General features: G+C 66.4%; 19 protein-coding genes. 18 read left to right on the top strand and 1 reads right to left on the bottom strand.

The window, feature by feature from the left end; genetic code table 11:
• Positions 1 to 3 precede the first annotated feature (3 nt).
• From ABCR88_RS15710 to ABCR88_RS15630, 17 genes are all read left to right on the top strand, one after another.
• Positions 4 to 1356, top strand: a complete 1353-nt coding sequence (locus ABCR88_RS15710; protein WP_011061365.1) for a UDP-glucose/GDP-mannose dehydrogenase family protein — start codon at positions 4 to 6, stop codon at positions 1354 to 1356.
• The gene (locus ABCR88_RS15705; protein WP_011061366.1) at positions 1353 to 2372 is read left to right on the top strand and encodes an NAD-dependent epimerase; all 1020 of its coding nucleotides are present in this window, start codon (positions 1353 to 1355) and stop codon (positions 2370 to 2372) included. Before ABCR88_RS15710 ends, ABCR88_RS15705 begins: the two co-directional genes overlap by 4 nt.
• Before the next feature lie 57 nt (positions 2373 to 2429).
• Positions 2430 to 3182, top strand: coding sequence for a sugar transferase (locus ABCR88_RS15700; protein ID WP_019093969.1), 753 nt, complete (start codon positions 2430 to 2432; stop codon positions 3180 to 3182).
• 1 nt (position 3183) lies between these two features.
• Complete coding sequence (locus tag ABCR88_RS15695; protein WP_011061368.1) at positions 3184 to 3828, top strand: CpsD/CapB family tyrosine-protein kinase; 645 nt, start codon at positions 3184 to 3186, stop codon at positions 3826 to 3828.
• Between the two features lie 22 nt (positions 3829 to 3850).
• Positions 3851 to 4870, top strand: a complete 1020-nt coding sequence (locus ABCR88_RS15690) for a polysaccharide biosynthesis/export family protein (protein ID WP_041118259.1) — start codon at positions 3851 to 3853, stop codon at positions 4868 to 4870.
• A gap of 11 nt (positions 4871 to 4881) precedes the next feature.
• On the top strand, positions 4882 to 6474 hold the full coding sequence (locus ABCR88_RS15685) for a lipopolysaccharide biosynthesis protein (protein WP_065364094.1): 1593 nt from the start codon (positions 4882 to 4884) through the stop codon (positions 6472 to 6474).
• An 11-nt stretch (positions 6475 to 6485) separates the two neighbouring features.
• On the top strand, positions 6486 to 7586 hold the full coding sequence (locus ABCR88_RS15680; protein WP_052470439.1) for a glycosyltransferase family 4 protein: 1101 nt from the start codon (positions 6486 to 6488) through the stop codon (positions 7584 to 7586).
• Entirely contained in the window at positions 7583 to 8953 is a 1371-nt protein-coding gene (locus ABCR88_RS15675) for an O-antigen ligase family protein (RefSeq protein ID WP_350404843.1), read from the top strand. Before ABCR88_RS15680 ends, ABCR88_RS15675 begins: the two co-directional genes overlap by 4 nt.
• Before the next feature lie 145 nt (positions 8954 to 9098).
• Complete coding sequence (locus tag ABCR88_RS15670) at positions 9099 to 10064, top strand: glycosyltransferase family A protein (RefSeq protein WP_041118267.1); 966 nt, start codon at positions 9099 to 9101, stop codon at positions 10062 to 10064.
• Complete coding sequence (locus ABCR88_RS15665; protein ID WP_011061374.1) at positions 10057 to 11193, top strand: glycosyltransferase; 1137 nt, start codon at positions 10057 to 10059, stop codon at positions 11191 to 11193. The genes ABCR88_RS15670 and ABCR88_RS15665 overlap by 8 nt, the downstream gene beginning before the upstream one ends.
• Position 11194: 1 nt before the next feature.
• Positions 11195 to 12193, top strand: a complete 999-nt coding sequence (locus ABCR88_RS15660) for a polysaccharide deacetylase family protein (RefSeq protein WP_350022703.1) — start codon at positions 11195 to 11197, stop codon at positions 12191 to 12193.
• Positions 12190 to 13500 (top strand): oligosaccharide flippase family protein, encoded by a 1311-nt coding sequence (locus ABCR88_RS15655; RefSeq protein WP_236203734.1) that lies wholly within the window; start codon positions 12190 to 12192, stop codon positions 13498 to 13500. Before ABCR88_RS15660 ends, ABCR88_RS15655 begins: the two co-directional genes overlap by 4 nt.
• On the top strand, positions 13497 to 15425 hold the full coding sequence (locus ABCR88_RS15650) for a hypothetical protein (protein ID WP_350022704.1): 1929 nt from the start codon (positions 13497 to 13499) through the stop codon (positions 15423 to 15425). Before ABCR88_RS15655 ends, ABCR88_RS15650 begins: the two co-directional genes overlap by 4 nt.
• Positions 15422 to 16126 (top strand): N-acetyltransferase, encoded by a 705-nt coding sequence (locus ABCR88_RS15645; RefSeq protein ID WP_350404840.1) that lies wholly within the window; start codon positions 15422 to 15424, stop codon positions 16124 to 16126. Before ABCR88_RS15650 ends, ABCR88_RS15645 begins: the two co-directional genes overlap by 4 nt.
• On the top strand, positions 16123 to 17247 hold the full coding sequence (locus ABCR88_RS15640) for a GNAT family N-acetyltransferase (RefSeq protein ID WP_350022705.1): 1125 nt from the start codon (positions 16123 to 16125) through the stop codon (positions 17245 to 17247). Before ABCR88_RS15645 ends, ABCR88_RS15640 begins: the two co-directional genes overlap by 4 nt.
• Positions 17244 to 18023 carry a ChbG/HpnK family deacetylase gene (locus ABCR88_RS15635; RefSeq protein ID WP_350022706.1) on the top strand — a complete coding sequence of 260 codons (780 nt, stop codon included), beginning with the start codon at positions 17244 to 17246 and terminating at the stop codon, positions 18021 to 18023. The genes ABCR88_RS15640 and ABCR88_RS15635 overlap by 4 nt, the downstream gene beginning before the upstream one ends.
• Positions 18024 to 18178: 155 nt before the next feature.
• The gene (locus ABCR88_RS15630) at positions 18179 to 18436 is read left to right on the top strand and encodes a DUF2790 domain-containing protein (RefSeq protein ID WP_011061381.1); all 258 of its coding nucleotides are present in this window, start codon (positions 18179 to 18181) and stop codon (positions 18434 to 18436) included.
• Positions 18437 to 18560: 124 nt separating this feature from the next.
• On the opposite strand, the gene ABCR88_RS15625 is transcribed toward ABCR88_RS15630, so the two are convergent.
• Positions 18561 to 18824: a DUF1652 domain-containing protein gene (locus ABCR88_RS15625; protein WP_011061382.1), complete on the bottom strand. Its 264-nt coding sequence runs from the start codon at positions 18822 to 18824 to the stop codon at positions 18561 to 18563.
• Between the two features lie 517 nt (positions 18825 to 19341).
• Between ABCR88_RS15625 and eco the strand changes: the two genes are divergently transcribed.
• On the top strand, positions 19342 to 19818 hold the full coding sequence (gene eco, locus ABCR88_RS15620; RefSeq protein WP_015635680.1) for a serine protease inhibitor ecotin: 477 nt from the start codon (positions 19342 to 19344) through the stop codon (positions 19816 to 19818).
• The last annotated feature ends 17 nt before the right edge of the window (positions 19819 to 19835 follow it).

The raw sequence follows: 19835 nt of genomic DNA, 5'->3' as shown, positions 1-19835 counted from the left end.
CCCTTGGAAGTCAGCGTTTTTGGTACTGGCTATGTTGGCCTGGTGCAAGCAGTTGCCCTGGCCGATGTCGGGCATAACGTGGTCTGTGTCGATATCGACAGCCACAAGATCGCCCAGCTGCAACGTTCTATTCCGCCGATTCACGAGCCGGGCCTGGCGACCCTGATCGAAGAGAATCAAAAGGCCGGCCGATTGCACTTCACCACCCAGGCCAGCGATGCAGTGGGCCACGGCAAGGTGATTTTCATCGCGGTCGGCACTCCCTCCAACGAAGACGGCTCCGCCGACCTCGACCATGTCCTGGCGGTGGCGCGCAACATTGCCTGCCTGATGTTCAGCGACAAGACCCTGGTGATCAAATCCACGGTGCCGGTGGGCACCGCCGATCTGGTGATCGAGACCGTCGCCGAACAACTGGCAGACCTGGGCAAATCCGAACTGCGGGTGCACGTGGTCTCCAACCCGGAGTTCCTCAAGGAAGGCTCGGCCGTGGCCGACTGCATGCGCCCGGACCGGATCATCGTCGGTTGCGCCGACGACCTGCCCCGCCAGCAGTTGAGCGAGCTATACGCGCCCTTCAACCACAACCATGACCGCCTGATGTTCATGGACAACCGCAGCGCCGAGCTGGTCAAGTACGCGGCCAACGCGATGCTCGCCACCCGCATCAGCTTCATGAACGAGATGGCCAACCTGGCGGAACGCCTGGGGGTGGACATCAATGCCGTGCGCAAGGGCATCGGTGCCGACCCGCGCATTGGCTACCACTTCATCTACCCCGGCGCCGGCTTCGGCGGCTCGTGCTTCCCCAAGGACCTGCGGGCGCTGATCCACACCGCAGAAAGCCACGGGCTGGAACCGCACATGCTCAAGACCGTGCGCGACGTCAATGAGCAGCAGCGCCATGTGCTGTTTCGCAAGCTCAAGGCGCACCTGGGGGACAACCTGCAGGGCAAGGTCATCGCGCTCTGGGGCCTGGCCTTCAAGCCCAACACCGACGACATGCGCGAAGCCACCAGCCGCTACCTGATGCAGGCACTGTGGGAAGCCGGGGCCAAGGTCCAGGCCTACGACCCGGAAGCCATGACCGAATGCCGGCGCCTGTACGGCTACCGCGATGACCTGCAACTGTGCGCCACCCGTGACGACACCCTGCAAGGCGCCGACGCGCTGGTGATCTGCACCGAATGGAAGGCCTTTCGCGTGGTGGACTTCACGCTGCTGCGCGAGACCCTCAGGGATCGCCTGGTGGTCGACGGCCGCAACCTCTACAACCCGCAACAGGCAGCGGATGCCGGCCTGCATTACCTGAGCATCGGCCTGCCCTACCGTGTACCGGAGGCATTGCGCGCATGAATATCCTGATCACCGGGGCCGCCGGATTCATCGGCGCCCATACCGCACTGCGTTTGCTCAAGGATGGGCACCAGGTCACCGGGCTGGATAATTTCAACGACTACTACGACCCCCAGCTCAAGCGCGACCGGGTGCGCTGGGTGGAACGCCAGGTAGGGCACTTTCCCCTGCAGCGCCTGGACCTGGCCGACAGCGAGGGCCTGGAACGGCTGTTCGCCGAAGTACGGCCCCAGGTGGTGATCAACCTCGCCGCCCAGGCCGGGGTGCGCTATTCCCTGGAAAACCCCAAGGCCTACCTGGACAGCAACCTCAGCGGTTTCCTCAACCTGCTGGAGATGTGCCGGCGCTACCCGGTGCAGCACCTGATCTACGCCTCGTCCAGTTCGGTGTACGGGGCCAACCAGCAGACCCCGTACAAGGTCAGTGACAACGTCGACCACCCGCTGTCGCTGTATGCGGCCAGCAAGAAAGCCAACGAGCTGATGGCCCACAGCTACAGCCACCTGTTCGGCGTGCCCGCCACCGGCCTGCGCTTCTTCACGGTGTACGGCCCCTGGGGCCGGCCGGACATGTCGCCGATCCTGTTCGCCGACGCCATCAGCCAGGGCCGGCCGCTGAAACTGTTCAACTACGGCATGCACCAGCGCGACTTCACCTACATCGACGACATCGTCGAATCCCTGGTGCGCCTGCTGGGCAAGCCGCCAGTGCGCGATCCGCTGTGGGACCGGGAACAGCCGGACCCGTCCACCAGCATGGCGCCCTGGCGCCTGTTCAACATCGGCGGCCAGCGCCCGGTGGAGCTCAAGGACTACGTGGCGACCCTGGAAAAACTCCTCGGCCATAAGGCCCAGGTGGAATACCTGCCGCTGCAGCCCGGCGATGTGCTCAACACCTGCGCGGATGTCAGCGCCCTGGAAAACCTCACCGGTTTCGGCCCCCAGGTGCCCCTGGAGGAAGGCCTGCGCGAGTTCGTCCAGTGGTACCTGAGCTACTACCCGGGCGCGGCGTCCTGAGCCGCGACAGCCGAACGTTTTTACCCAACCCCTGCAATGGAAGTATTCCCGGTGGATATGGATAGACCTCTCTCATCGCCCGCAACCGAGGTGCCCGCCCCGCTGCACATCGACCGGCGCAACGATCCGTTCCGGCGCAAGGTCCAGGCCGCCATCGACCTGCAACAGCACGGCTGGATCACCGGCCGCGACGGCGGGCGGCCCTGGACCCTGTCGCGCAGCAAGCGCCTGACCTCGGCGCTTTTGGCCGCGGTGCTGCTGGTGTTGCTGTCGCCGGTGCTGCTGGTCGTGGCCTTGCTGATCAAGCTCACCAGCCCCGGCCCGGTGTTCTTCGTGCAATTGCGCACCGGTTTTCGCGGCCGGCGCTTCGGCATGTACAAGTTCCGCACCATGGTGGTCAACGCCGAGGCCCTGAAGGATTCGGTGCGCCACCTGAACAAGCACGGCGCCGACTCGGTGGATTTCAAGATCGACCGCGACCCTCGGATCACTGGAATCGGCGGTTTCCTGCGCCGTACCAGCCTCGACGAGCTGCCCAACCTGATCAACGTGGTGCTCGGCCAGATGCGCATCGTCGGCCCGCGCCCCACCTCGTTCCATGCCCAGACCTACAAGGAACACCACCTCGGCCGCCTGAGCATCTACCCGGGGATCACCGGCCTGTGGCAGGTATCCGGGCGCAGCGACGTAGATTTCGACGGCCGCGTGACCCTCGACATGACCTACATCTTCCAGCAGAGCCCCTGGCTCGACCTGAAGATCCTGATCAAAACCCCTTTCAAGGTCCTCAATGGCCACGGAGCAAGTTGAAATGGCGGCAGCAACCTTTGCCAGTCTGAAGATCCAGAGCCCCAGCGAAAGCAACCTGGCGGTGACCGTACTCGACCAGGAACTGCGGGTCATCCTGCTGACCGCGGCCAACCGCAACAGCGGCGTCACCAGCAGCAGCCTGAGCATGGCCAACGAACTGGCGCGCACCAGCCGCGGCCGGGTGCTGGTGGTGGACACCAGCCTCTCGGACAGCAGCCTGACCCGGCGCCTGGCCCTGGATGAGCGTCCCGGCTTCCTCGACCTGGCACTGGCTGAAACCCCGCCGCCCCTGGCCTCGTGCATCGAGAGCAGCGACGCGGTGAATTTCGACTTCCTGCCCCTGGGCCGCCGCCAGCAGTACAGCGAGCGCCTGACCCCGGAACTGCTGCGCGAACTGCTGCAGGCCCTGGCCGAGGAATATCGCTTCGTGATCATCGACGGGGACCCGGTCTACAGCAGCGGCGACATCCTCACCCTGGCCACCCAGGTCGACGGCGTGGTGCTGGTGGTGCGCAGCGAGGAAACCCGCTGGGAAGTGGCCCAGGCTGCGGCGCAGCGCTTGATCCAGGCCGAGGCCAAGTTGATCGGCAGCGTGTTCAACGCCCGCAAGTACTACATGCCCAAGTGGGTTTATGACCGTCTCTGACCGGCACAAGGACCGTGTAACCATGAACAAGCCAAGACTTTCCCTGCTGAGCCTGTCACTGCTGCTGGCCCTCGGCGGCTGCGTCAATCGCGAGCCGCAGCAGATGCCGGTGCAGATCCTCAGTGCCCCGGCCGACCAGGCCCAGCTCACCGAGGTGATGCCCATCGAGCAGGTGCTGCGCCCGCAGGACGTGCTGGACGTGATCTTCCATATCGGCACCACCAGCCAGCAGCGCTACCTCGTGCAGCCTGGCGACCAGGTGGATGTGACCTTCCTCACCGCTCCGGAACTGGGCGGCAGCAAACTGGTGCTGCCCGACGGCAGCATCGACATGCCCTACGTGGGCAACATCCAGGTCGCCGGGCTCTCCGCCGAACAGGCGCGCCAGGTCCTGGAAACCCAATACGCCAAGGTGCTGAAGAAGCCGCAGATCAACTTTTCGATCTCCCACGCCATGGCCCAGCTGGACAACCTGCGCACCAGCCTGACCAACCCGGCCACCGGGCTTAGCCGCGAGATCGTCGTGGGCTCCGACGGCCGCGCCAGTTTCCCGCTTCTGGGCAGCCTGTCGTTGCAGGGCAAGAGCCTCAGCGAGCTGCAGACCCTGGTCAACCAGCGCTATGCCAAGGAGGTGGGTTCGGTGAGCGTCGATGTGCTGCTCAAGACCACCGCCTCCAACGAGGTGTTCGTCATGGGCGAAGTCGGCCAGCCCGGAGCCTACCCGATCCGCCGGCCGATCTCGGTGCTTGAGGCCCTGACCCTGGCCAAGGGGGCCGGCCCCACTGCACGCCTGGATTCGGTGGTGATCATGCGGCGCAAGGGCAACCAGGTTGAAGCCCGGGTCTACGACGCCGACGCGGCGCTGGACGGCAAGGCCCTGCAATTCGCCTACCTGCAGCCCGACGACATGCTCTACGTGCCCAAGACCCGCCTGGCCAAGGCCGGCGCCCTGAGCAAGCAGTTGGCGGACGTAATCATGTTCCAGGGTGTCGGGTTCAGCTTCGGCTACCGCGTCGACAACAAAGAAACGAACAACAACTGAGTTCCCTCTTGATGACCAAGATCGAAAACTACCTGCACGAGTTCCTGCTCGTGTTCTTTGTCAATCGGCGCCTGATCAAACGGGTGTTTCTGGGTTTCGCGGTGATCGCCCTGCTGCTGCCCCTGGTGCTCAAGCAGAGCTTCGAGATCACTGCCGAAGTCATCGTGCAGTCCAAGAAACTCTCGCAGACCGACGCCAACACCGTGCTCGCCCCGGACTCCGACAAGTTCATCCCGCCGTCGCTGGCGGACATGGAGACCGAGAGCAACATCCTGCGTTCACCCACGCTGATCCGCGACACCATCGACCAATTGCGCCGCGAAGGCCAATTCGGCGGCAGCGAGGGCCTGTTGACCCGGCTGATCGTCAAGCCGATCCGCAATGGCCTGATCGCCCCCCTGCGCAACCACGTGATCAACCCGGTGCGCGGTTTCTTCGGCCTGGCCGTGGACCCGGTGCGCGATACCAGCCTGGATGCCTTCACCGACCAGGCGGTCAAGGACCTGAAGATCGGCACCCTGCCCGGCTCCAACGTGATCTCCATCGTCTACGCCAGCCCCAACGCCGCCGAAGGCACGCGCTTTGTCGAGCGCCTGCTGGCCAACTACCTGAAGAACCGCCAGGACCTGCAATCCAACGAACTGCCCGAAGCCTTCTACGAACAGAAGAAGGCCCAGTACCAGTCGCGCCTGGATGACCTGGAAGGCAAGCGCCAGGCCCTGCTGGAAGCGGCCCACGCCTCCGACCCCAAGGAAGAGATCACCTTCCGCCTGAACGCCATCAACACCGAAGAGCAATCGCTCAACGGCTACCGCGACCAGGCCCTGGAGAACCAGCGCCGCCTGGATTACCTGCAGAAGAACCTGGCTGCCGCGCGCAAGGCCGGCCTCACCGACTACACCTTCCCCTTCGCCTTCGCCAACACCGTGGACAACGTTGCCTACGAAGACCGCGAGATCAAGCAACTGGGCGAACAGCTGACCAACCTGGTGAGCCAGTACGGCACCACCGCCGACACCTACCGCGCCGACAGCGTGCCCATGCAGCAGCAGCGCGAGCAGATCGTGCGGGCCCGGGCGCAGTTCCTCAAGGTGGTGGAAAACCGCGTGCGCGAGCGCAGCAGCGACTTGCAGATCACCCAGTCGGTGATCGCCCAGAAGACCGCGCGGATCAACGACTACAAGGCGCGGGTGCGCGACCTGCAAGAGGTCCTGAGCAAACTGCGCCAGCTGGACACTGAAATCGATGCCTTGCACAAAGCCTTCTTCACCTACACCCAGCGCTACGAAGAGAGCCGTGGCGAGCGCCTGATCAGTGGCGAGCTGTCCAACGCGCGGGTCCTGAGCCAGCCTTACGAACCCAGCGAAGCGGCGTTCCCCAAGCCGATGCTGATCATTCCCCTGGGCCTGCTGACTGGCCTGCTGCTGGCCATTGCCCTGGGCTATGTCTACGAGTTCTTCGACCATCGCTTCAAGCACCCGGCCCAGGTCAGTGATCACCTCGGCCTGCCGGTGCTGATGGTGCTCAACGCGGTCGAGCAGCCCCAGGTCAACCCGTACCCGCGCTGGACCTGGCGCTGGGCCTGGCATTGGGCCAAACAGTGAGCGACCTGAGCATGGCCGCGCAGCCTATCGTGCACCTGATCCACAGCGGCGGTTTCTACGGTGCCGAGCGCATGCTGCTGGATCATTGCCTGGGCACCCCGGGGCAGCATCGGGTGGTGTTCATCAATGCCCCCGACACGTTGCTACAGCGTTTCGCCGAGGCCGGCGTGGCGAGCCACAACTGCCACTGCCTGCAGGAACTGCTGGCGCACCTGCGGCAACAGCCGGGGCTGCTCAACGCACACAACTTCAAGGCCCAGGTGTTTGCCTGGGTCTGCGCCCGGCGCCTGCGCCTGCCCCTGGTCATGACCCAGCACGGCTTCACCCCGCGCAGCCTGAAACAGAAGTTCTACACCTGGCTCAGCCTGCGCCTGTGTCGCAGCCGCCGGGTGCGCCGGGTAGCCTGCGTGGCCCAGAGCATTGCCCTGCTGCACCTGGAGGCGGGGGTCGCCGAGGGCAAGCTGCGGGTGATCCCCAACGGCCTGCCGGAGCCCGCCCTGGAACTGCCGGCGAGCCTGGACGGGCCGCCGCTGCGCGAGCCGGAAGTACGCCGCGACGAAATGGAACCCTTGGTGGGTTTCGTCGGGCGCCTGAGCGCGGAAAAAGGCCCGGACCTGTTTCTCGATGCGCTGATCGGCCTGTGCCAGCAGCGCCCTGCGCTCAAGGCCGTGCTGCTGGGCGATGGTGAACAGAACCAGGCCCTGCGCGAGCGCATCAACGAAGCCGGGTTGGCCACGCGCATCCTGCTGCCGGGCTATCAGAACGACATGCAGCCCTGGCTCAAGCGCCTGAATGTGCTGGTACTGAGTTCACGCACCGAAGGCACACCGATGATCCTGCTCGAAGCCATGCAGGCGGGCACCCCGGTGGTGGCCTTTGCCGTGGGCGGGATTCCCGATGTGCTGCAGCACCGGCACAACGGCCTGCTGGCCAAGCCCCTGGACAGTGTCGGGCTGGGGCGCTGCATCGGCCAGTTGCTGGACGATCCGGTACTGGCCGGGGAGCTGGCCAAGGCGGCCCAGGTCACCCAACGCAAGCACTATCACTTGCCCACCCTGGCTCGCCGCTGGGATGAGCTGTACCGCGTCGCCAGAGAGAGCTCCCGAGTATGATCGCCGCTCCGTTCCTGGGTTTGCTGCTGGGCCTGGCCGCACTGTTGCTGCTGGCCAGCCCCTGGCCGTTTCTTGCGCCGCTGGTGGTGGTCGGGCTGTTCGGCCTGGCGCTGCTGTACCGGCGCCCGGGCTGGGGCCTGCTGGGGATCTGCGCCCTGGTGCCCTTCGAAGGCCTGTTCAAGGACAGCGCGTTCTCCGGGGCCAAGCTGCTGGGCGCCTCGCTGATCCTGATCATGCTGTTCAAACTGTTGCTGCGGCAGATCCCCGACACCCGCCTGCGCAGCAACCTGTGGCGGGCCCTGGGGCCATTCCTGCTGTGCCTGCTGCTGAGCATGCTGTACAGCGAGAACCTTCTGGTGTCCCTGGACAGCCTGCGGGAGCTGGCAGTGGGCCTGGTGCTGTTCTTCGTCACCCTGCTGATTGCCCGGGAAGTCAACCTGCTGATGCTCTGCCGCCTACTGGCGGTGAGCGTGGCCATCACCTGTGTGATCGCCCTGGTATCGGCCAAGTACCAGGTGGGCGGCCGGGCCATCGGCCTGTTGCAGGATGCCAACTACTTCGCCCTGCTGATCGCCATGGCGGTGCCGCCGGCGATCTTCCTCGCCCTGCGTTCGCCCCATTGGCCGGTGCGGCTGTTCTGGGTCGGCATCAGCCTGACCCTGATGGCCGGGATGACCAAGACCGACTCGCGCTCGGGCCTGCTGGTGGTGCTGTTCACCATTGCCATCGGCGTCTGGCACTACCGCGACCGGCTCAAGGGCCTGCGGCCCAAGCACCTGGGCTTCGCCATGTTCGCCGTGGCCATCGTCATTCCCCTGGGCATTGCCGTGCTGCCGGCGGAGTACGTGGCGCGGATCCAGTCCCTGAGCATGCTCAAGTCCGGCGCGCACTCGGCGGACACCTCCCTGGGCCGGCGCACCTCCTACCTGGTGGTGGGCGGCCAGATGATCCGCCAGAACCCGCTGCTGGGCTCGGGCCTGGGGACCTTCCCGATCCACTACGCGCAGACCGGCTTTGCCAGCAGCTTCTCGGAGAACATGAACGAGCCGGACCTGTTCCGCCGGGCTCACAACACCTACCTGGAGCTGTTCAGCGAGCTGGGCATTCCCGGCGGCCTGAGCTTCGTGGCGCTGATGCTGATGGGCCTGCGCAACTTAGAACGGGCGCGCCAGGGCTTTCTTGCCCGGGGCCAGCGCGAACAGGCCGATATCGCCACCCACCTGGGCCTGAGCCTGTTGGCCATGGCGGTGTTCCTGCTGTTTCTCAGCGCGCCGAACCACAAGTACCTGTGGATCTTCCTGGCCCTGTCCAGCGTCCTGCGCCTGCAGGCCGAAGAAGTTCCCGTGCCGCGCCCGGCCCCGGCCTGACAACCCCGCGTGGTAGCCACTGCCCCAGGCTGCGACAAGGCCCGAAGGGCCTTCTGGCCCCCAGGAGCAGCACCGACAGAACAGCAACACCGCGCCCTCACCCGGCGCCCACGACAACAACGCAATCTGGCCAAGGGAGGCAAAGATGCAAAGGATCAGCGTGATCGTGCCCATGTACAACGAGGCGCGTCACATCACCCGCACCCTGGACAGCGTGCTGCGCGCCGCCCGGGCGGCGACCCTGGACTGCGAACTGATAGTGGTGGACAACGGCTCCACCGATCAGGGGCCGCAACGGGCCCGGGAGCTGGGCGCGCGGGTGCTGCTGTGCCCGGGCATCGGCATCGGCGCCCTGCGCAACCGCGGTGCGGCGGTGGCCACCGGCGATAGCCTGGCGTTCCTCGACGCCGACATCGAAGTGCCCGGCAATTGGCTGCAGCTCTGGCAGCAGGCCCAGGCCGAGCAGCGTGCCGAGGTCTTCGCCCTGGACTGCGCGGCACCCGCCAGCGCCCCCTGGTTCGCCCGGGCCTGGCAGCGCCGCAGTCTGGCCGGCGACCCGCAACCCCGGCTACTGCCGTGGATGCCCACCCCCAACCTGTGCCTGCAGCGGGCCTGGTTCGAACGGGTCGGCGGCTTCAACGAACAGCTGCGCACCGGCGAGGACAAGGATTTCGGCCTGCGCCTGCACGCTGCCGGCGCCCGCCAGTTGAGCCTGCCCCAGCCCCAGGTGCTGCATTGGGGCTACGAGGCCAGCTGGGCCGAATGGGCCGGCAAGGAACGCTGGCGCCAGGGCAGCCACGTGCAATTGCTCAAGGGCAGCGGCCTCAGCCTGCGCCTGTTGCGCTTCCCCCTGTTGTGCCTGGCCTGCGCCCTGCTCAGCCTCGTGGCGCTGCTGTGCCTGCTCGCGGGCCTGCCCGGCGCCGCGGGCCTGTGCCTGCTGCTGGGAGCGCTGGCGCCCCTGGCCCTGGCAGTGCGCCAGGGCCTGCGCCAACGCGACCCGCTGTTCGTCCTGCAACTCTGGCTGCTGCACTGGGTGCGCCTGCACCTGGGCGCCCTGGCCCTGGTGCAGGCCCTGTTCAACCGTTCTGCCGAGAGACCTGACCGTGGCTAAAACACTTTTCTGGCTGTGCCTGCTACTGCCTTTCTATGCCTGGGTCGGTTACCCCCTGCTGCTGGCCCTGCTCAGCCTGTTCGTCAGGCCGCGGCCGGTGCAGGAAGGCGCGCCGCTGTCGGTCAGCGTGATCATCGCCGCGCACAACGAAGGCCCGCACATCGAGCACAAGCTGCGCACCCTGTTGCAGCAGGACTACCCGGCCACCGACCTGCAGATCATCCTCGCCAGCGACGGTTCCAGCGACGACACCGTGGCCACGGCCCTGGGCGTGCGCGACTCACGGATCGTGGTCCTGGACCTACCCCGGGTGGGCAAGGCCGGGGCACTGAACGCCGCGGTGGAACTGGCGCGCAACGATATCCTGGTGTTCACCGACGCCGATAACCAGTGGTCCCACGACACCCTGGGCAAGCTGCTGGCGCCCTTGTCCGACCCGCAGGTGGGGGCCTGTGGCGGGCACATGATCATCCCCGACCCCGGGCACAACCTGAGCCTGGGAGACAGCCTATACCGGCACTACGAGGCCTGGTTGCGCCAGGCGGAAAACCGCACCGGCTGCATGGTCTCCGCCGACGGCGCGCTGCTGGCCCTGCGCCGCGAACTGTTCCAGCGGATTCCGGCCGAGGTCAACGATGACTTCTTCATCAGCACCTGCGCCCCGGTGGCCGGCAAGCGGATCGTCTATGTCGAGGAGGCCCAGGTGCTGGACCAGGGCGTGGACGAAGCCGGCAAGCAGTACCGGCGGCGCCTGCGGGTCACCGTCGGCGGCCTGCAGAGCCTGGCCCAGCGCCGCGAGCTGATGAACCCACTGCGCCACGGCGCCTACGCCATCGCCCTGATCAGCCACAAGCTGATCCGCCGCCTGGCCCCGGTGCTGTTGCTGCCACTGCTGGTCAGCAGCCTGCTGCTGTGGAATGCCGGCGCCTTCTACAGCCTGGCCCTGCTGGCCCAGGTGCTGGGTTACGGCGCCGGGATCATGGGCCTGCTGGACCGCCGCGGGCGCCTGCCCAAGGTGTTTCGCCTGGCCGGTTTCGTACTGGTGACAATGGCCGGCATGAGCATGGGCCTCTGGCAATTTCTCCGCGGGCAGCGCTATGCCCTGTGGAACCCACAACAGAACCGCTGACATGAACCTCAAACTCAACCTCAAGCGCCTGCTGGGCAGCGTCTACTTGCACAGCGTCGGCCGCGCCCGCCTCAGCGAAGCCGGGGTGGTGCTGATGCTGCACCGGGTGCTGGCCGACGAGCAGGCCGCCCGCCGGCCGCACCGGGCGCCACTGTGCGTCGGCCAGCGCCAGTTCGAGCACCTGCTGCGCTGGCTGCGGCGGCATTTCGACTGTGTGCCGCTCAATCACCTGCTGCAATACCCCGGCGGTGACCGGCCGCGCCTGGCCCTGACCTTCGATGACGGCTGGCGCGACAACGCCGAGGTGGCCTACCCGCTGCTAGAGCGCTACGAGGTGCCGGCGAGCATCTTCCTCTCCACCGACTTCATCGGCAGCGCCCAGGGCTTCTGGTGGGAGTCCATCGGCGAAACGCTCTGGCTGCGGCCCGCAAGCGTCGCGGCCAGGCCGCTGCTGGAACAGTTGCAGGCGCTGCAACTGGCACCTGCGGCCGAGCTGTTGCAGCCAGGCGACAGCGACGCCCGCAGCCGGCTCCTGGGGCGCTACCTGCAACGCTTGAAGACCCTGCCCGGGCCCACCCTCCAGGCCCTGGCCGACAGTTGCCCCAACGAGCACGGCCCCCACAGCCTGGACTGGGCCCAGGTGCAGCGCCTGGAGCGTTCGGCGCTGGTGCGCTTTGGGCCCCACGGCGCCAGCCATGCCATTCTCACCGGCCTTGACGAGGCCGCGCTGAAAGCGGATCTGCAACGCTCCCATCAGGCGTTGCAGAACCATTGCCAGGCGCCGCTGGGGGTCTATTGCTACCCCAATGGCGACCACAATGCCCAGGTGCGCGCCGCCGTCGCCGGGCTGGGTTATCGCTACGCCCTGGGCACCCGCCCCGGGCTGATCGAGGCCAGTGGCAACCCGCTCCTGGCCTTGCCACGCATCGACGTCAGCCACGCCAGCGCCGCCCGCCCCGGCCTGCTGGCCTGGCGCCTGCTGCAGGGAGCCCGGGCATGAAGCGCGGCGGCTACCTCTGGCACCTGGCCCTGAGCATGGGCACGCGCCTGGCGATGATCGGCCTGCGGCTGCTGCGCAACGTGCTGCTGGCTCGCTTGCTGGGCCCGGCGGATCGCGGCCTGTTCGCCCTGCTCAGCACCCTGCCGGACCTGATTACCGCCCTGACCAGCGGCGGACTGAACACCGCGGTCGGCTATGAAGCCGCGCGCCAGCGGCCCATGGGCCTGCTACTGACCCAGGTGCTGGTGTACGGCTGCCTGCTGGCCAGCCTGCTGACCCTGGCCGGGCTGGCACTGATGAACACCCTGGGCAGCCAGTGGGAACTGAGCCTGCAACTGGGGGACCTGGCCTGGCTGTTGTTGCTGGCGGTGCCCATCACCGTGCTCAAGAGCGGCCTGCTGACCCTGCACAACGCCGATGGCCGGGTCGAAGCCTTCAATGCCCTGCGCCTGCTGGAATCCCTGGTGCCGCTGCTGCTGTTCGTCGGCCTGTGGTGGATCTGGCGCGACCAGCCGCTGTCGGCGGCCCTGGTCAGCTGGCTGGGGGGCACCTTGCTGGTGGTGGTGGTTGGCTGGTGCTGGTTGCGACGCTTCCACGACCTGGGCCTGCGCTGGCAGGCCGGGGAACAGGGCAAGCTGCTGCGCTACAGCGCCCAGAGCCACCCCGGGGTGCTGTCGCAACAATTGATGCTGCGTTCGGACTACCTGTTCATCGGTGCCCTGCTCGACCCCGCGGCCCTGGGCTGGTACGCCATGGCCAGCGCCGCCGCCGAGCTGCTGCTGATCATTCCCGAGGCGGTGACCACGCCACTGATGAAGCGCCTGCTGCAACAGGGGTCGGGCATCGAGCAACTGACCGCCCTGGCCCTGCGCCTGACCGCCACGGTGATGCTCGGCGCCTGCCTGTGCATGGCGCTGATCGGCCAGTGGCTGATTGTCACCCTGTTCGGCACCGACTACGCCCCGGCCTACGGTGCCCTGCTGGCCTTGCTGCCCGGGCTGTTCGGCCTGTGCTACGCGAGCATCCTGCGCCTGGACCTCTTGGGCAAGCAGCGCCCCGGCACGCTGTCGCTGCTGCTGGCCGGTGGCGCCCTGCTGAACCTGGCGCTCAATGCGCTGCTGATCCCGTCGCTGGGCATCGTCGGCGCCGGCCTGGCCTCGTCCATCGCCTACCTCGCGGTGAGCCTGGCCATGCTCGGCCTGTATTGCCACCTCAGCGGTGTGGCCTGGTACCGCACCCTGATCCTGTTACCTGGAGACATCGTCTACGTGCGCCAGTTATTGCGCCCTAAGGAAAGGCTTCAATGAAACCCTGTTCCCTGCTCGCCCTGATGCTGATCTCGGCGGCCACTGCCCTGCACGCCGCGCCCCTGCAATGGGGCGATATCCGCGACGGCAGCCTGTACCTGCAAGCCGAGGCCGGCGACACCCTGCACCTGCGCTGGAGCCCGGCCTGGCAGAGCGACGCCAACCAGGAGCAGCTGTACCTGCTGCACCCGGACGGCCAGTTGCTGCAACAGCTGGAGATTCGCGCCGACCAACCCTACGGCCAGCGGGAAGTCCAACTGCCCGCGGCCCAGGGCGACTACCGGCTGCAGGTACCGGGCTACAGCTTTCGCAACTTCAAGGTCAGCCACGACAGCGCCACCCGGGCCCAGTTCGAACCGGCCAAGGTGCATTTCAGCGCCGACGTGCCCAGTGGCGTGGAGCTGTATTTTCGCGTGGCCGCCGGAGAGCAGGCGGTACTGGCGGGCAAGTATTACGGTGGGGTCAGCGTGCTCCAGGCCACGCGCCTGAGTGACCACCAGTTGCTGCGCCTGAAGCTGGTGGAGCACCCGCAGTACGGTCAGTTCGACCAGATCCAACTGCCGGTGGCCCAGCAGGACGAGGTCTGGCGCCTGTCCCTGGGCGGCTCGGGCAAGGTGGCGTTCTGGCTCGACGGCACCGCCAACCTGTTCGCCCAGGACCTGCGCCAGTTGCACCCGCTGCAATGGACACCGGGCCGGGTCGAGCTGAGCCTCAAGCCGCAGATGCGCGGCCCGAGCCCGCACCTGGGGATCGCCCTGCCCTATGCCCAGCCGCCGCAGTCGACCTTTGAACTGCTGCGGGCCCTGGGGCCGCGGGCGGCCAACTTCTACAGCTTCGTCGATGTGATCCAGCAGGAACCCCAGCGCGAGCTGGGCTTTCGCCGGCTGTACCGCGAAACGTTCAAGATCGACCGCGACATCACCCTGCTGGCGGGCACCGGGCGCCGTGCGGTGCTGGCAGCCGACAGCCAGAGCTTCGCCGGCCTCGACGCCTGGCTGGCGGACAGCGTGCGCCTGGGCAACCAGGGCCTGCACTACCTGGCGTTCGCCGACGAACCCAACCTCAACTACCCCAGCTACGCCGTGTTCGCCAGCTACTTCGGGCGCATGCTGGAGCACGTCAAGGCCAACCCCGACGCCCGGGCCGCAGGTGTGCGCATTGCCATGCCGGTCAGTTCGCGGCTGCTGGACGGGCCGTTTCGCATCGGTGCCGGGCAGCGCCGCGGCATCGACTGGGCGCGCCAGTTGCTGGAGGCCCACGGCGCCGATATCGACGCCATGGCCTGGCACGAGTGGATGGTCCGCGACCTGCTGGCCACCCGCCACTACCGCGCCAGCGTGCGCGCCGCCGCCGACCTGGTGGGCCTGGATGACCTGGGCCGGCCGCGCAAGGCGCTGTTGCTGAGCCAGACCAATATCTCCAGCGGCCCGGACCTGAGCCCCTATCAGCAGGACACTCACTACGCCGCCCTGTGGTGGATGTCGGTGGTGGCCAATGCCTCCCAGGACGGCCTGCTGGACATGCTCAACTGGTTCCAGGCCGCCGATGAGCCCGAGTACCCCAAGGGCATGCTGGCCCAGCACGACGCCCAGCGCTTCAGCCTGAAGCCGGTGGCCGTGGCCCAGCAATTCATCCAGCAGCACTGGCTGGGGCAGGTCCAGGCGCTGGACAACCCGGCCTTCGAGGTGGATGCCCTGGCACTGCGCGATGGTCCGCGCCACAGCCTGCTGGGCGTGACCAAGACCCCGCGCGCACAAACCATCGACCTGGACGGCGCCGAGCAGATCTGCCAGGCCGGCCCGAGCCTGGAGCTGCTCGGCGCCGACGGGCACAGCCGCTCCGCCGCCGTGCAGTGCAGCAATGGCCGGGCCCAGTTGCAGGTGCCCGGTGAAACCCTGTTTGCCTTGACCTGGAAAACCCTATGAGTCGCTTGACCGGCCTGTTGGCCAGAATCCGCCGCAAGGGCCTGCGTGGCAGCTTGCGGGTGCTGCGTGAACGCTTCTTCTATTACCACTGGGAACTGCTGACCCTGGAACGTTCCCTGGCCTTGCCGGTGCCCTGTCCCATCAACCCCGGCCGCTGGCCCCAGGTGCCCATCACCCGCGAGCTGCTGCCGGCCTTCGACAAGTACTTCAAGGCGCAACTGCCGGCCATTCGCGGCCTGCTGGACAAAGGCAGCCGCGGCAGCGCACACCTGGATGAAGACGGCAACGTGATGATGATGGTGTGGATCAGCGAGCGCGATTACTACGACGACCAGTTGTACCGCTGCTGGATGCGCATCCCGCCGGGCTGCCTGTATCAGTTCGCCGGAGAGTGCGCGGTGCCGTATCGCGGCTCGGGGGTGGTGATCCTGGCGCAGAAGCTGCTTTGGGACGAATACCGCGAGCGCGGTTTCAAGGCCATCCGGGCCCTGGTCAACGTGCGCAACGAGCCGGCGCTGAAGATGCACATGCGCCTGGGGTTCCAGGAAGTGGGTGAATCCCTGCATGTCTACTGCCTGTTGCGCTGCCTGCACTTCCACCGCCGCCGGCCCTACCACCAGACACGCCTGCACCACCTGCGCCGCGGGCGCCTGGCACAGCAGCCCAGCGGTTCCAGCCCTATCGACAAGGAACGTTCGTGAGCCTGCGTTGGCAATGGTGCGCCAGCCTCTGCACCCAGGACTTTCCCGTGGCGGCCTATGAGCAACTGCGCCAGCAAGTGCCACAGGCCACGCCGTTCAATCGCTTGAGCTGGCTGCAGGGGGCGGAACGGGCCCTGGATCACCGGCACTTGCAGATCCTCCTGGGCTGGCACGGCCAGCGCCTGGTGCTCTGCCTGCCGCTGACCCTGGGCCGCGAAACCCGGGCCGGCCTGCGCCTGCAGGTGGTACGCCACCTGGGGCATCCGCTGAGCGATCGCCTGGCGCTGCTGGTCGCGGACCCGGCGCAAGGCGCCATGCCCGAGGTGCTGGAGCAGATCCGCCGGCAACTGCCCCATGACCTGCTGCAACTTCATGAACTGCTGGACGCCGAGGGCCTGCTGGCGCCCTGGCGCCGGGCCAGCTGGTACAGCGAACAGGCCCTGAGCTGCCGGGCGCCGGAACACCTGATTGTCGACAGCGACCGCGAGGAAGCCACCGGCACCTTGCGCTACGAGCTGCGCCGGGCGAAGAAACGCTGCGCGGAAATCGACGCTCGGGTGATCCGCATGGCGCCCCAGGCCGACGGCATGGACGGGGTGCTGGAGATGCTCCGCGAGGTGGAACAGGCCAGTTGGAAAGGCGCAGACGGGCTGGGGATCTTCTCCGGGGAGCTGCGCTGGCAATGGATGGCCAGCGCCCTGCGCGGCCTGGCCGCCGAAGGTTGTGTGCGGGTGGTGATGCTGGAACACCAGGGCCGTTGCATCAGCTATCGCCTCGGCCTGCTGGAGCGCGGCCGCCTGTACGACTACAACATCGCCTTCCTGGCGCAATACAAGAACCTGGGTAGCGGCCGGCTGCTGCTGGATGAGTGGATCCGCTGGGGGCTGGACGAAGGCTGGCAGTGGGTCGATGCCTCGCGGGTCAGCCTCAGCCGCTCCAGCCATCAGTTGCATGAACGCATGAGCGGCCTGGTGGAACACCAGCGCTGGAGCTTCTATTCCTGGCGCCCGCGAGCGCTGCTGGCCGGTACCGCCGAACGCATCTGGCAGTGGCTCAAGCCGCGCCTCAAGGCCTGGCGCGAACGGCGCCAGGCCAACACCGTACAAGGATCCCGCCCATGAACCGCCCCCTGACTGCCGCCCGGCTCCACCGGGTCATCGTCAATGCCGACGACTTCGGTCTCGACCTGGACTACAACCAGCTGACCCTGCGCGCCTTCAAGCGAGGGGTGATCAGCTCGGCGACCCTGATGGCCAACATGCCGGCGTTCAACGACGCCTGTGAACTGACCCAGCAGCACGGTTTGCTGGGACGCATCGGCCTGCATTTCAACCTCACCTACGGCGCGCCACTGAGCCCGGCGATGCGCCACCAGCCGTTGTTCTGTGACCCTCAGGGGCAGTTCGACCTGAACCTGCGGCGCTCGGCCCTGCGCCTGCCGGCCGCGGCGGCCGAGGCGGTGCGCGAGGAGTTGCAGGCCCAGTGGCAGCGCTGTGTCGATCAGGGTGTGCGGCCCAGCCATATCGACTCCCACCAGCACGTGCACAACCTGTGGCCGGTGGCAGCCATCGTCGCTCGCTTCGCCGTGCAGCAAGGGGTGCCGGTGCGCCTGGCGCGCAATGTGGGGGGCAACATCGGGCCCCTCAAGCGGTTGTTCAAGAGCGCGCTCAACCTGCGTATCCGCTGGTTGTGCGGGGCCGGGGCCCAGAGCGTGTGCACGCCCAGGGACCTGCTGGAAGGTTTTCGCCCGCCCGGCGTGATTGAAGTGGTGGCCCACCCGACCCAGCTGGCCGAGGGTGATTTCGGTGACGATTACCTGCCGGCGCAGCAGTCTCTGGAGCAACTGCTGCAACAGGCATTGCCCGGGTATCAACGCATTGCCTACAGCGAGCTGTAAAAAACATTAGCTCCCTATGCAATTTAATCGGCAATTAATCCGGCAGGCTAAAAGTGTCATTGACCGCGCTAGCTCAGAACAATCTGAAGCGCTGCGCGGCAAGTTCTAACGCCTGATTGGCGCGGAACTGACGTAGCCTGCATCGGAGAATTGCCATGAACCTGCGTATCGGTTTGACTGCCACCGCCCTGCTGTTGAGTGCCCTCAGTGGCCTGGCCCAGGCAGACAGCACCACCGCCGTGCCCTACCACTATGGAATGCCGCTGCATGTGGGCAAAGTGATCTCGATGACCGAACCTGCGACCCAGGAGTGCAAAGTGATCACCGCCGACATGAAGTTCATCGACAACCAGGGCAAGCCCGAGGAAATCACCTACAGAAAGATGTCGGATGCGTGCACCACCGATAATTGAGGCTGTGCAACACGCTCACACGGGGCCGCGCTGCGGCCCCTCATCACGCCCGGTGCCGATCGGCAAGCCGGGTTTCGCGGCGGCCTGGCGGCCCCGCTGTTGAATTCCCTACTCCCGAAGGCGCCTAGAATGCACGCCGCAGAGGGGCAACCTGGCGAGGGTTGTGCGCCAGGTCGTAGCGCAATTCGGCAATCAGCTCGTTGATTTCCCGACAGCCGTTGAGCTGCGAGGCGTCGATGCCGGTAACCACCAGGTCGACCCGGTCGGTTTGATGGTCGCCGAAGACCTTCACGGTCATCGACAGGTCGGGGCTTAGGGTGCATTGGCAGCGTTTGGGCAGAAAGCTGCTTTCAATGATATTTCGCAGTTCAAGGGCAGATAGAAACATGGCGACTCTCTCCTTTGTTCGAGACGGCCAATCAATAGGCAAACAACCTGACAACAATGACGTCCGTGTTCGGTAGTGATCCGGGCCCGGTCTTGATCCTTGCAGACGGAGCCAAGCTACAGACTAAGCCGCTTTCCCGAGGCTGCTAAATTCGATTTCGCTCTGAGCACCGGGGTTTTTCGCTTGGTTGGCTGCCAGCCCATACCGGCCGCCGGCCTATCCCTCCATTTGCGTGCAACTGGTCTTGTTTCAAGGTTTTGCTCAATCGCGGGCCTGATTGATAAAGCAGCAGGAAACGTGCCTGGCCGGCAGCGCCACAGGACCCTGCGAAATCGGCACGCGGCGTACGAGCAGCCGTGCAAAGTGCAAGAAAGCCGGCGGTGGGCCTTGCAAAATGCCCTGCTACCCAGGACGTTTGCATTGCGCCTCGGGCGCCGGTCAGAATGCCCGGGCCGGACTTTCCCCAAGGCGCCCACTCAAACGGGTGTATCGCGCTTTCAATCAGCCAGGAGGCTTCATGCGTCTGCTCCCCCTTGCCAGCGTCACCCTGCTTTCGGCTCTCTGCGCCCAGGCCTTTGCCGCCAAGCTCGAAGACACCGCACCCTACCCCAAGGCCGAAGACGGCTTCACCCGCCAGGTCATCCACCTGCCCAAGCAACAGCACGAAGACCGCTACAAGGTCGAGATCCTCGCCGGCAAGACCCTCACCGTGGACTGCAACCTGCAGCGCCTGGGCGGCAAACTGCTAGAGAAGAACCTCGAAGGCTGGGGTTATCCCTACTACCGCCTGGACCAGGTCAGCGGCCCGATAAGTACGCGGATGGCCTGCCCCGACGGCAAGACCCGCGAGGATTTCGTCCCGGTGACCGGTGACGGCTTCGTCTTGCGCTACAACAGCAAGCTGCCGATCGTGATCTACGCGCCCAAGGACGTGGAAGTGCGCTACCGCCTGTGGAGCGCCGCGGACAAGACAGAAAACGCCCGCCAGGAATAAGCCATCCCCCCAGCCGG

The sequence above is a fragment of the Pseudomonas sp. W17 genome, from assembly GCF_040268305.1.
GTDB classification, from domain to species: Bacteria; Pseudomonadota; Gammaproteobacteria; order Pseudomonadales; family Pseudomonadaceae; genus Aquipseudomonas; species Aquipseudomonas protegens.
Note: the sequence above shows the minus strand (reverse complement) of the source record. Positions and strands in the feature narration are given on the sequence as shown.